Annotated in this window: 12 protein-coding genes; all 12 read left to right on the forward strand. The window is 53.3% G+C overall.

Translation table 11 applies throughout. The features are described from left to right. Nucleotides 1-34: 34 nt before the first annotated feature. The 12 genes from MKX63_RS12805 (at nt 35) to MKX63_RS12860 (ending at nt 13154) form a co-directional block, all read left to right on the forward strand. Nucleotides 35-454, forward strand: coding sequence for a cytidine deaminase (locus MKX63_RS12805; RefSeq protein ID WP_340993992.1), 420 nt, complete (start codon nt 35-37; stop codon nt 452-454). A gap of 834 nt (nt 455-1288) precedes the next feature. Beyond that, entirely contained in the window at nt 1289-2179 is an 891-nt protein-coding gene (gene era / locus MKX63_RS12810) for a GTPase Era (RefSeq protein ID WP_341017482.1), read from the forward strand. A gap of 111 nt (nt 2180-2290) precedes the next feature. After that, nucleotides 2291-2434, forward strand: a complete 144-nt coding sequence (locus MKX63_RS12815) for a YqzL family protein (protein WP_076075837.1) — start codon at nt 2291-2293, stop codon at nt 2432-2434. Between the two features lie 36 nt (nt 2435-2470). Then, nucleotides 2471-3226, forward strand: a complete 756-nt coding sequence (gene recO, locus MKX63_RS12820) for a DNA repair protein RecO (protein WP_341017485.1) — start codon at nt 2471-2473, stop codon at nt 3224-3226. 446 nt (nt 3227-3672) lie between these two features. Then, nucleotides 3673-4560 (forward strand): glycine--tRNA ligase subunit alpha, encoded by an 888-nt coding sequence (gene glyQ, locus MKX63_RS12825; RefSeq protein ID WP_036724333.1) that lies wholly within the window; start codon nt 3673-3675, stop codon nt 4558-4560. Further along, the gene (gene glyS / locus MKX63_RS12830) at nt 4553-6634 is read left to right on the forward strand and encodes a glycine--tRNA ligase subunit beta (protein ID WP_341017487.1); all 2082 of its coding nucleotides are present in this window, start codon (nt 4553-4555) and stop codon (nt 6632-6634) included. The genes glyQ and glyS overlap by 8 nt, the downstream gene beginning before the upstream one ends. 182 nt (nt 6635-6816) lie before the next feature. Beyond that, nucleotides 6817-7290: a YaiI/YqxD family protein gene (locus MKX63_RS12835; RefSeq protein WP_341017489.1), complete on the forward strand. Its 474-nt coding sequence runs from the start codon at nt 6817-6819 to the stop codon at nt 7288-7290. Between the two features lie 24 nt (nt 7291-7314). Beyond that, nucleotides 7315-9150 carry a DNA primase gene (gene dnaG / locus MKX63_RS12840; RefSeq protein ID WP_341017490.1) on the forward strand — a complete coding sequence of 612 codons (1836 nt, stop codon included), beginning with the start codon at nt 7315-7317 and terminating at the stop codon, nt 9148-9150. Nucleotides 9151-9190: 40 nt separating this feature from the next. Beyond that, complete coding sequence (rpoD, locus tag MKX63_RS12845; protein ID WP_238654605.1) at nt 9191-10324, forward strand: RNA polymerase sigma factor RpoD; 1134 nt, start codon at nt 9191-9193, stop codon at nt 10322-10324. A 138-nt stretch (nt 10325-10462) separates the two neighbouring features. Continuing rightward, a complete protein-coding gene (locus MKX63_RS12850; RefSeq protein ID WP_341017492.1) occupies nt 10463-11287 on the forward strand; it encodes a hypothetical protein in 825 nt (274 codons plus the stop codon). Beyond that, nucleotides 11284-12063, forward strand: a complete 780-nt coding sequence (locus MKX63_RS12855; RefSeq protein WP_341017493.1) for a tRNA (adenine(22)-N(1))-methyltransferase — start codon at nt 11284-11286, stop codon at nt 12061-12063. Before MKX63_RS12850 ends, MKX63_RS12855 begins: the two co-directional genes overlap by 4 nt. Next, a complete protein-coding gene (locus MKX63_RS12860; RefSeq protein ID WP_341017495.1) occupies nt 12039-13154 on the forward strand; it encodes a Nif3-like dinuclear metal center hexameric protein in 1116 nt (371 codons plus the stop codon). The genes MKX63_RS12855 and MKX63_RS12860 overlap by 25 nt, the downstream gene beginning before the upstream one ends. Nucleotides 13155-13207: the final 53 nt, after the last annotated feature.

Consider the following 13207-nt stretch of genomic DNA (forward strand, 5'->3'; position numbering starts at 1 on the left):
GCGCGCTCCGTCATCTTTAATTAGGAGGACAACTATGGATTCTGCGCTACTACTTCAGGAAGCGATTAAGGCAAGAGCCAATGCATATATACCCTATTCCCGCTTCGGGGTGGGTGCAGCGCTGCTGGATCAGGACGGCAAGGTCCACCACGGCTGTAACATCGAGAATGCCGCTTACGGTCCCACCAACTGCGGCGAACGGACGGCCATGTTCCGCGCCATTGCGGACGGGCATAAGCCCGGTACCTTCAAAGCTATCGCAGTCGTAGCGGACACGGATGGTCCCGTATCGCCTTGCGGCGTCTGCCGCCAGGTGATGGTCGAGCTGTGCGGCCCCGATATGCCGGTCATTCTCGGCAACCTGAAGGGCGATATTGTGGAGACTACTGTGCGTGACCTGCTCCCTGGTGCCTTCGGCCCGGCGGATCTGGCGCAGGGACAGAGCGCGGAGTGACGGCAGGAGCTAGCGTATGCGTGCGGGAATCGCATGGGTCTAAGTATTGCAACTGACCAATCAACCGCGCCGCACTGAAGCGTGTTCCCGCAGGGAGCTGCAAGAGCTCGCGCTCCGGAGGTAACTGTATATTGTACAACTAACTCTCCCCTATTCCCGCCAAAAGTTGAGTTAATGTAAAATGTACAACTATATTCATCGGATATCGCCGAAAGTGACGTTTATGAGCAAAATAGATGTATGAATTACAACTAAACCGCTTGAACCGCTAATTTGGAACGGAATAAGTGTACAAAATACAATTAAGGCATTAGTTAGTTGTTAAAGTAACCAATTTCTTTTGCGCGCCGCAGTCAAGCGTGTTCCCGCAGGGAGCTGCACGCGCTCGTGCTCGGGAGTTAACTGTATATTGTACAACTAAATTCCCCCTGTTCCCTCCAAAAGTTGATTTAAGTGTAAATTGTACAACTAAATTTATCGGATATCGCTGAAAGTTACTTTGATGCGGAGAATAGATGTATGAATTACAACTAAACTCTAATAACCTCTGTTTTGGAGCAGAATAAGTGTACAAAATACAATTAAGGCACTAGTTGGTTTGTTAAGTAACCAGTTTCTTTTTGCACGCCGCAGTCAAGCGTGTTCCCACAGGGAACGGCAAGCGCTCATGCTCCAAAGTCTCTTACCGCGTCAACCGCTGCGCCCACGTTAGTTCCGGGTGTCCAGAGGGCCGGGGCCCTTGGGGTCCCCCTTGGCGAAGGGGGATTTAGGGGGATCGAAAATCTTTTAAACGCCATGGACAATTATAACCACGTAGTAAGGAAGGAAGATCATATGAAATTCAAATCAGGGTTTGTCGCCATTATCGGCAGACCAAACGTAGGCAAATCAACACTCATGAACCAGGTAATCGGCCAGAAAATTGCCATTATGTCGGACAAGCCGCAGACCACCCGCAATAAGATTCACGGGGTCTATACGGCCAATAACTCACAGATTGTATTCCTGGACACCCCGGGTATCCATAAAAGACAGTCCAAGCTCGGTGATTACATGAATCAGACCGCGATGAGCACGCTGCATGAAGTGGAAGCGGTGTTGTTCCTGGTGGATGCTTCTGAAGGAATGGGCGGCGGAGACCGTTTTATCGCGGAACAGCTTGGAAGCATTAAGACTCCGGTCATTCTCGTCATGAACAAGATTGACAAGATTGAACCGGAAGCGCTGCTGCCGATGATTACGGAGTATAACAAGCTGCACACGTTCGCCGAGATCGTACCGATCTCTGCCAAGATGGGCAATAACGTCAACACGCTGCTGGAGCAGGTGCAGAAATATTTGCCGGAAGGCCCGCAGTATTATCCGGACGACCAAATTACTGATCACCCCGAGCAGTTCGTCTGCGCCGAGCTGATCCGCGAGAAGATTCTGCATCTGACCCGTGAAGAGGTGCCGCATTCCATCGCCGTGGCGATTGAGGATATGAAGGTGGAGCCGAATGGGGTCGTGCATATTTCGGCGGTTATTTTTGTGGAGCGCGATTCCCAGAAGGGGATCATTATCGGCAAGCAGGGAGCGATGCTGAAGGAAGTCGGACGCCGCGCACGGACGGATATTGAGAACCTGCTGGGCTCGAAGATTTTCCTGGAATTATGGGTGAAGGTGAAAAAAGACTGGCGTAACCAGGACCGCGTCCTGCGGGATTTGGGCTTCCATAAAGAATGATCACCTCTCTCGCCGCCTCTTTCCTGGCAGGAATTGCACGGATAGAACCTGGGGCATCGCACATCCTACATCTGGAGAGACATCGTGTTTCCGAAGAAAGGATGAATACGAATGCGGAATTTTTCGTGGAAGTATTTTGCAATGACTGGAGATCTCGATGCGTATTTGCTGTACAGGGAAGCTGGGGATTCGCCCGAGGGCAGCGGACCGCTGCCGGCGGAGGAAGAGATGGCTATCGATGAAGAAGCGCAATAAGGACTGGTTGCTTGCCGAGTGGTTGGGGGAAGAGGCATGCTATACAGGGTGGAAGGGATCGTCATCCGCAGCATGGACTACGGCGAAGGGAACGCCATTATTACGCTTTGCACCGAGAACGCCGGTAAAGTAGGGGTTCTGGTGCGGGGCGCCAAGAAGGTCAAAAGCCGTCATGCTGCCCTGATCCAGCTGTTCACAACAGGTGAATTCGTGTTCTTCCGCAACAACGGCGGACTGGGAACACTGAACGCCGGAGAGATCACGAAGTCCCATCATCCGCTGCGCGAGGATCTGGTCAAGGCGGCGTATGCATCCTATGCCTGCGAGCTGCTGGACCGGGTGCTGCATGATGAAGAGACAGGCAGCTTCTGGTACCGCCAGCTGACCGCCTGTCTGAATGCACTGGAGGAAGACAAGGAACCGGGTATTATCATCAATGTATTTGAAATGAAGGTGCTGCAGGCTGCCGGTTACGGGCCTCAGCTCGATTCCTGTATCGTCTGCGGCAAGGACAAGCCGGATGAGCAGCTTAGAATCAGCCCCCGTCTGGGGGGAGTCCTCTGCCGCAGCTGCCGGCATAATGATCCGCCGGCCATGGAGATTTCTCCGCGTGCGTTGAAGCTGCTGCGGATCTTCGCGGCGCTGGATCTGACCAGGTTGGGGAATGTGGATGTGAGGCCGGAGACCCGTGCAGAACTGAAGACCGTTATGCGGGGATTCATGGATATGCAGCTGGGGCTCAGACTGAAGTCCCAGAGCTTCCTGGACCAGCTCGATAAATACAATATTTGACGAATCGCAAATTATCCGTTACTATAAGTTCAGTTTCTTTTATAAGATTGCCGTGTTTGCTCCAGAACTGGAGAGAGTGCGTGGATCGGGGAAGTAGTGGGCGTATGGTCGCAGCAGCGAGCCGGGGGTAGTGGAAGCCTGGCGGGACGACGTTCATGAACAGGGCACCCGGGAGTACGGAAGCGGCAGCATGAAAAGTGGATTGCGTGATCTTTGCGTAATCAAGTAGGGTGGAACCGCGGGAGAACATATTTGAGCTCTCGTCCCTATGTCTGTTCATCAGGCATGGGGGCGGGAGCTTTTTGACTTGTGGCTGTGCGGGAGATCCTTCTTCCATCACAGACCGCAAGTACATAGAAGCTAGTGCCGCCTCCATCGCGTAGCAGCAAGAGCCAGTCATAAGCAAGAGGCAGTACCACACTTGTATAGCGAAGGAGCCGGTAGTTATGAACTTTCAGCAGATGATTCTGACCCTGCAGCAATTCTGGGCCGCCCAGAATTGTATTCTCGTCCAGCCGTATGATACGGAAAAAGGGGCGGGCACGATGAACCCTATGACTTTTTTGCGTTCCCTGGGTCCGGAGCCGTGGAAGGTTGCCTATGTGGAGCCTTCACGCCGTCCGTCCGACGGCCGTTACGGGGAGAACCCGAACCGCCTGTATCAGCATCACCAGTTCCAGGTGATCATCAAGCCGTCCCCGGACAATATTCAGGAGCTGTACCTGGACAGTCTGAAGGCACTGGGCGTAGATCCCCTGCTGCATGATGTGCGGTTTGTCGAAGATAACTGGGAGAATCCGTCCCTGGGCTGTGCGGGCCTCGGATGGGAAGTGTGGCTGGACGGTATGGAAATTACCCAGTTCACCTACTTCCAGCAGGTTGGCGGAATTGAAGCAAGTCCGGTAGCGGTGGAGATTACTTACGGGATGGAGCGTCTGGCCTCCTATATTCAGGATAAGGAGAATGTCTTTGACCTGGAATGGGTGGACGGCATGACGTACGGAGATGTATTCCATCAGCCGGAGGTTGAGCATTCCACCTACACCTTTGAGGTCTCGGATGTCAAAATGCTGTTCACCCTGTTCAACACCTATGAAGAGGAAGCACGCCGGGCGATGGAGAATCATTTGGTTTTCCCGGCCTATGATTACGTGCTGAAATGCTCGCATACCTTCAATCTGCTGGATGCGCGCGGCGCAATCAGCGTAACGGAACGCACAGGCTTCATCACGAGAGTACGCAATTTGGCCCGCACCGTAGCGGCGACATATCTGGAGGAACGCGAGAAGCTGGGCTTCCCGCTGCTGAAGAAAGAAGGTGCTGACCATGTCTAAGGATATTCTGTTCGAGATCGGTCTGGAGGAAATTCCTGCACGCTTTATCCGGGCGGCGATGGAGCAACTGAAGGACAGAACGGCGAAATGGCTGGAGGCCTCACGCATCAGTCATCAGGGCGTTAGTGCATATGCAACACCGCGCCGCCTTGCCGTACTGGTGAAGGATGCGGCAGAGCGCCAAGAGGATGTAAGCGAAGAGGTCAAAGGACCGTCACGCAAAATTGCGCTGGATGCCAGCGGCGAGTGGAGCAAGGCGGCCCTGGGCTTTGCCCGCAGTCAGGGTGCAACCCCGGAGCAGTTCACGTTCAAGGAACTGGCAGGCGTAGAATACATCTATGTGACCAAGAGCAGCACCGGCATTGAGACAGCCTCACTTCTCTCCGAAGGCCTGGCTGGCATTGTCAGCAGCATGACCTTCCCGAAGAATATGCGCTGGGGCGCTTATGATTTCAAGTTCGTCCGTCCGATCCGCTGGATGGTGGCCCTCTTCGGCCAAGAGATCATTGACCTTACGATTACCGGAGTCAAGGCGGGCAATGTGAGCCGCGGCCACCGTTTCCTCGGGGAAGAAGCTGTGATCGCTGAGCCTGCTGCATACGTTGAAGCTCTGCGCAGCCAGCATGTGCTGGTGGATGTGAAGGAACGCGAAGAGCTGATTCTAAGCGGTATTCATAAGCTTGCGGAAGAGAAAAACTGGAAGATTGCGGTCAAAGAGGATCTGCTGGAAGAGGTCTTGTTCCTGGTAGAGACGCCGACGGTGCTGTTCGGTACCTTTGATCCGGCCTTCCTGAATATTCCGCAGGAGGTGCTGATCACCTCTATGCGTGAGCATCAGCGTTACTTCCCGGTGTTCGGTGAAGACGGCAAGCTGTTGCCGTTCTTCGTAACAGTGCGTAACGGGAATGCGGTATCGCTGGATGTCATCGCCAAGGGGAATGAGAAGGTGCTGCGCGCCCGCTTGTCAGATGCCAAATTCTTTTATGAAGAGGACCAGAAGCTGCAGATTAACGATGCGCTGGCTAAGCTGGAGAATATCGTCTACCATGAAGAGCTGGGCAGTGTGGGTGACAAAGTGCGCCGTATCCGTGCCATTGCTGAGCGCTTGGCTGTGAAGCTTGAGCTGTCTTCAGAGGCTGCTGCGGAAGTCAGCCGTACAGCGGATATCTGCAAATTCGATCTGGTAACCCAGATGGTAGGAGAGTTCCCTGAGCTTCAAGGCACGATGGGTGAGGATTATGCCCGTAAGGCCGGGGAAGCAGAGCAGGTGTCCAAAGCGGTCTTCGAGCACTATCAGCCGCGCTTCGCCGGAGATGCCGTTCCTTCTACACAGGCAGGTCTTGTAGTCAGCCTTGCTGATAAAATCGATACGATTGTCGGCTGCTTCTCCATCGGAATTATTCCAACCGGCTCCCAGGACCCGTATGCTCTGCGCCGTCAGGCGGCAGGGATTGTCCAGATCGTGCTGGAGCATCAGCTGAGCCTAAGCCTGCAGGAGATTTTCGCAGCGGCACTGGAAGTCCATGGAAGTTTCCGTGCAGAGAAACATTTCTCCCCCGAACTGCGTATAACCCTGTATGAGTTCTTCGGTCTGCGCGTCAAACGCCTGTTAGCCGACAACAATGTACGTTATGATGTTGTGGATGCAGCGCTTGCCGCAGGATTCGATGATATCGTTGACGTAGTAGGCAGAAGTCTTGCTTTGATGAATGCAGTAACCGATCTGGCTGATTTCAAAATCACCGTGGATTCACTGACCCGTGTCAGCAATCTGGCCGCCAAAGCTCCGGAGGGTGCAGTTATCGACCCGGCCTTGCTTAAGGAAGAAGCGGAACAGAAGCTGTACTCGACTTGGCAGAGTATTCATGAGCCTTACCGCGCAGCCCTTGCTTCCAGACATGCCGCTGAAGCCCTGCAGATTCTGTCGGGACTTGAAGCAGCCGTTACCGGATTCTTCGATTCGGTTATGGTTATGGCCGAAGACGAAGCCGTCCGCTCGAACCGTCTGGCGCTGCTGGCCGGCATTCATACGGATTCCAAATTGTTTGCTGATTTCGGCAAGCTGGTGTGGTAATTTAGGCAGGTTTTAAGTAATGTTTGCGATTTTATGGTATAGATCGAGGGTTTAGGGTATAAATATACGGAACGGTGCCAATGCGTAGTTGACATTCGTTCCGTATTTATGCTTTACCAAAGAAGGATTTTTGAATGGTTAGAGCGTAATATATATTACACAGGAATTTGGTGAGGCTGAGCTTGGAAACTTCCCGGCTAAGGAAGATTGTTGTGGACGGTGATGCCTGTCCGGTTAAGCAGGAGATTATTGCTGTGGCGCGCAGGTTCGGGCTTCCGGTGCTGATGGTCTCTTCCTACGATCATGTGCTGCGGGCGGAAGAAGGCGTTACGGTGGTTCAGGTGGACCGCGGGGCGGATAGTGCCGACCTCTATATCGCCAATCATATTTCTGCAGGAGATGTCGTAATTACGCAGGATTATGGACTGGCGGCGCTGGCGCTGGGCAAACGCTGCCTTGCACTTTCGAACCGGGGCCAGGAATATGAGAATTCTACCATGGATTTTATGCTGGAGAGCAGGCATGCCAAGGCGGTTGAACGCAGGCGCGGGCACTATTCCAAGGGTCCCAAAGCGATTACCGCAGAGGAAAAAAATCTTTTTCAACATAAACTGACAAAACTTTTAACAATTTTGCAGGAGAATGTCCAGCTATAGCGAATTATATTTAACTGTTAAGAGATGAAGGTGGCTAATGTGGCTAGCGGACATGGTCCTATTCCCGAAGAGGTTATCGAGAACGTGCTGGCGCGGCATGATATTGTCGATACAGTCAGCAAGGTTGTCCAATTGTCCAAGCAGGGTAAATACTTATGGGGCCTTTGCCCGTTCCATTCGGAGAAGTCCCCTTCCTTCACTGTTACCCCTGACCGGGGAGTCTTTCATTGTTTTGGCTGCGGTATGGGCGGAAATGCCATCAAATTCAGGATGGAAATCGAAGGATTATCCTTCCCCGAAGCAGTCAGAATCATGGCGGAAGAGAGTGATATCCCTGTTCCTGAGGGTAGAGGCGGGGCGCTGGCTGCCCCCGACCCTGAGCGGGACCGGCTGATTCAGGCGTATGAATTATCGGCGAAGTTTTATCATTTTTTGCTGAAGAACACGGAATACGGCACTGCCGCCATGGATTACTTAAGAACCCGGGGGTTCAGCGACAAAATGATTGACCAGTTCCAGATCGGCTACGCGCCGGACCGCTGGGATACGCTGCTGCAGTTTCTGGAGAAGCGCGGCTTCGATCTCGCCGAGATGGAGAAGGGCGGGCTATTGTCTGCCAGAGGGGAAGGCAAAGGATATCTGGACCGCTTCCGCGGCCGGGTTATTTTTCCGATTGCGAACCGTATGGGCAAGACGATTGCCTTCGCCGGACGTATTCTCGGGGAGGGGCAGCCGAAGTACCTTAACTCTCCCGAGAGCCGCTTATTCAACAAAAGCCGGATTCTGTACAATCTCCACCAGTCCAAAGCATCCATCCGCAAAACGCGGCAAATCGTCCTGTTCGAGGGATACGGTGATGTCATTTCGGCTTGGGAGGCAGGTGTGCAGAACGGGGTAGCCACGATGGGAACCTCGCTTACTGAGGGTCACGTGGGCTTAATGAAGAGCCTTGGAGATGAGATTGTGCTTGCCTATGATGGAGATAAGGCTGGACAAGCTGCCGCCCTTAAGGCCATTCCTATTCTGGAGTCCAGCGGTCTGCGGGTCAAGGTTGCCCTGCTTCCCAGCGGCCTCGATCCGGATGAATTCATCTCCCGTCATGGCGGGGACAGATTCAGAGAACAGGTGATTGACTCTGCCGTGTCTTCCATCAAATTTAAGCTTATATATCTGAAAAAAAACCATATACTCCTAGAGGAAGACGGCAAAATTGCCTATGTCAAGGAGGCTCTGGAGATTATCGCCGGACTCCATTCTTCAACGGAGCGGGAGGTGTACCTGCGGGAAATCGCCTCCGAGCTTGAGCTGTCCTACGACAGTCTGAAGCAGGATTGCAATTTACTTCGGGCCTCCATGCAAAAAAACAATCCCGAAGGGGATAATAACGATAATAGGTGGAATAATGGTAGGCATAAAAAAGGGCAAGTGCAGACACCTACATTGCTGCCTGCTTACCATGTTGCAGAACGGCGCCTGTTATCATTCATGATTCAAGACCCGGAAGCGGCGGCCTATGTGGGTGAACGGCTCGGGGAAGAGTTCAATATTGATGATCATGCGGCAATCGCCGCTTATCTATATGCTTATTATGCGCAAGGCAAACCACCCGGCATCAGCCGGTTTCTATCATCGCTTCAGGACGACCGTCTGGAGAAGACCGCAACGGCGATCTCCATGATGGACACCCCTCCAGACTGGAATACCCAGGTTCTGGACGATTGTATTCGTGAAGTGCGGAAGTATCCTCTGCAGCGCAAAATTGAACATAGGCGTGAAGAGATGATTCAGGCGGAGAAATCCGGTGACTTTTTGCGTGCAGCACAAATAGCAAGTGAAATTTTAGCCCTAGAGAGACAATGAGCTGTTGACAGGATGTACCTAGGGAGGAGGGAGTCGAATTATGGCGAACGATCAGCACACTGAACTGGAAGCGGAATTTACTCTGGATCAGGTTAAGGATCAGCTTATTGATCACGGGAAGAAAAGATCATCACTTAATTACAAAGATATCATGGAGAAATTGTCGCCATTCGATCAGGACCCCGAGCAGATGGAGGAATTCTACGAACAACTGAGCGATCTGGGGATTGAGGTTGTGAATGAGAATGATGAAGAGGTGAACAGCCTCCGTCCAAGCGATGACAATGAGGACAAAGAAGGTGACGACTTCAGCTTCGACGATGACCTGTCGCTGCCTCCGGGTATCAAGATCAACGACCCCGTCCGGATGTACTTAAAGGAAATCGGCCGCGTGCCGCTGTTATCGGCTGACGATGAAGTGGAACTGGCGATGCGCATCAAGAATGGTGATGAGGAGGCGAAGCGGAGACTGGCAGAAGCGAACCTGCGGCTCGTGGTCAGTATCGCCAAGCGTTATGTCGGACGCGGCATGCTGTTCCTGGATCTGATTCAGGAAGGCAATATGGGTCTGATCAAGGCGGTTGAGAAGTTTGACCATAACAAAGGCTTCAAGTTCAGTACCTATGCGACCTGGTGGATTCGTCAGGCGATTACGCGTGCGATTGCCGACCAGGCGCGTACGATCCGTATTCCGGTGCATATGGTTGAAACCATCAACAAGCTGATCCGGGTCTCCCGCCAACTCTTGCAGGAGCTGGGACGCGAGCCGTCGCCGGAGGAGATTGCAGCGGAGATGGAGCTTACCGTTGAGAAGGTTAGAGAGATCATGAAGATTGCCCAGGAGCCGGTATCCCTGGAGACACCGATCGGTGAGGAAGATGATTCGCATCTGGGAGATTTCATTGAGGACCAGGAGGCGCTGGCGCCTGCCGATGCAGCGGCATATGAGCTGCTGAAGGAACAGCTGGAGGATGTGCTGGACACGCTGACTGAGCGTGAAGAGAATGTGCTCCGCCTGCGCTTCGGACTGGATGACGGACGGACGAGAACCCTTGAGGAAGTGGGCAAGGTGTTCGGCGTAACCCGCGAGCGGATTCGCCAGATCGAAGCCAAAGCGCTTCGTAAGCTGCGTCACCCTAGCCGCAGCAAGCGGCTGAAGGATTTCCTCGAATAGACCTTACAACTGGACCTTCTGCTGCACGGTGGCAGGAGGTCCTATTATGTTGTCAAGGGGATTCACCAATGCTGGAGCCCCGCCATGTGCGGGAGCTTGTAATGAAGTGAAGGCAAGTTCTGGAAAGAGGGATGCCGGTTGAACCTGGAGAAACGTGATACTATATTAAGAGAAATCCAATACTGGAGAAGAAGCAAGCTTCTGCCGGAGCAATACTGTGACTTCCTGACCAACCTGTATGATGATCAGGCAGAGGTGGAGGACAGCAATCCGGTATCGTTACGGAATCTCCAGCAGGGAAGCATCAAAATTTGGCTGTTTGGTTTTGGAATTATTTCCTTGATTTTCTTGATTAGTCTTTATTTTAGCGTTTTTCCCTGGCCTTTGCAACTTGCTACAGCGCTCAGCGTCCTAATTATTTGTTATGGATATTCAGCGATTTACCTGAACCGCAACAAGACAATCAGTCTGATGCTGGCAGGAATCGGCAGCATTTTAACGCTGGGATTCGGACTGTGGCTGATTGAGCTGCATAAGCTGGATGCTGATTTTTGGACACCGCTGCTGATTGCGGCCTGCGGGCTGCTGTGGTGTGTGCTTGGTTTTTTTCTGCGCATCGGGCTGCTTCATTTCTGCGGATATGCCTTCTGGGCTCTGCTCTATGCAGGATTCTTCGGGCATGTCCGGCCGGATGCCTCTCTTCTGGAGCTGGAGCTGCTCTGGCTGCCGCTGTGTGTGCTTATGATCTGGATGAGCTGGTTGATGTATCACAAGGTTAGCGGGGTCTCAGGGGTGTACCTGGGGGCTGGAGCTGCCCTCTGGTTGATGCCGGAGGTAGACGCGTTATGGCTCAGAGCAGGATTCCCGGAATGGACCTCGCTTATATTAATACTGAAGATTGCAGTGGGCCTTGCGCTGCTGTTCCTCTTCAGAAAAAAATGGATAACGTGGGTGGCCTCATGAACAACGTAAAATTATCAGACCGGCTTCAGCTGCTGCTGGAGCAGGTTCCTGCGGGCAGCAGACTTGCCGATATCGGCTCAGATCATGCCCTGCTGCCTGTTGCCGCTGTGAAGAGCGGCCGTGTGCCTTCGGCTATTGCCGGAGAAGTCAATCCGGGACCCTATGAAGCGGCGCTTCGCGGCGTTGCGGAAGCAGGACTCGGTGCAAGGATCGCTGTACGGCGCGGAGATGGGCTGGAGGTGCTGGAGCCGGGGGAAGCGGACTGCATTACCATTGCCGGGATGGGCGGGTCGCTGATCGCGGCGATTCTGGAACGAGGGCAGAAGCTAGGCAAGCTGGCCGGGGTGAAGACGCTCGCGCTACAGCCTAATGTAGGCGAGGATATTCTGCGCCGCTGGCTGCTGGCTAACAGCTGGGTACTGGTCTCGGAGCATATTTTGGAGGAAGACGGTAAAATTTATGAGATCCTGACCGCTGTCCCTGAGGGCGCTGAAGCGGCGGGGACGAATAAAGAGCTGTACAGCGAACGTCTGCTTGCAGGAGGGAAGATGGCCCTTGATCAGGCGCTGCTGCTGGAGATGGGACCGTTGCTGCTGCAAGCGCCGAATGAAGTCTTCGCTGCCAAATGGCAGGGTGAAATCTCCAAGCTGGAGAGCATCCTGGCCTCACTCGCACGTTCGGAGCTGGAGGCGGCTGAGGAGAAGCGCAGCAGAATCAAGCTTCAGATTAAACAGATTGCGGAGGTGCTGGAATGTTTGCCAAAGGACAGACCGTAATTGGATATATGGAACAGCTTGCCCCGAAGCATCTGGCTGAAGAATGGGATAATGTCGGTCTTCAGGTCGGCAGTCTCCAGAAGGAAATTACCGGGGTGCTGGTGGCGCTGGATGTCAACGAGAGCATTGTGGATGAAGCGGTTGCCAAGGGCTGTAATCTGATTATTGCCCATCATGCGGTGATTTTCCGGCCGATCAAAGGAATTCTGACGGATACCCCGGCAGGCCGCTTATATGAGAAGCTGATCAAAAACGACATAGCTGTGTACATCAGCCATACGAATCTGGATGTGGCCGAAGGCGGAATGAACGACTGGATGGCCGATGCGCTGGGCATTGAGAACGGTGCGCCGATCAAGGATATTCATACCGAGCAGCTGTCCAAGCTGGTTGTATTCGTGCCGAAGGATCATCACCAGAAGGTGCTGGATGCCATTCTGAACGCCGGGGCAGGCCAGATCGGGAACTATAGCCATTGCAGCTTCAATATTGAAGGCTATGGCACCTTTCTTCCCCAGAAAGGAACAGACCCGTATATCGGTACGCCAGGCAAGCTGGAGCGGGCGGAAGAGGTCCGCATCGAGACGATTGTCCCGCATCCCATCCGCAACAAGGTGGTACAGGCCATGCTGAAGGCCCACCCTTATGAAGAGGTGGCTTATGACCTGTACTCCATGGACCTTAAGGGACGCAGCCTTGGACTCGGAAGAGTAGGGAAGCTGAAGGAGCCGGCGACGCTTGGTGAGTTCATCGAGACAGTCAAACACGGATTGGATGTGAAGAGCGTGCGTGTGGTTGGAGATCTGAACCGCCCGATCCGCAAGGCGGCAGTCATGGGCGGGTCCGGTGCCAAGTACTACAGCAGCGCTATCTTCAAGGGAGCGGATGTGCTGGTAACCGGCGATATCGATTACCATACCGCACAGGATGCCCACCTCGCGGGAATCGCCTTGATCGATCCGGGCCATAATGCGGAGAAGATCATGAAGGTGAAGGTAGCGGAGTTTCTGGCCGGCAAGCTGACGGAGCATAAGTACGGCACGGCAGTGCATGCCTCGCAGCCGGATACCGAGCCTTTTACATTTCTGTAAGCCGCCATTATTTACACTTGTGCACTAGGCGGCAAATCTGTATAATATACAAT

The sequence above is a fragment of the Paenibacillus sp. FSL R7-0179 genome, assembly GCF_038002265.1.
GTDB lineage: Bacteria > Bacillota > Bacilli > Paenibacillales > Paenibacillaceae > Paenibacillus_AQ.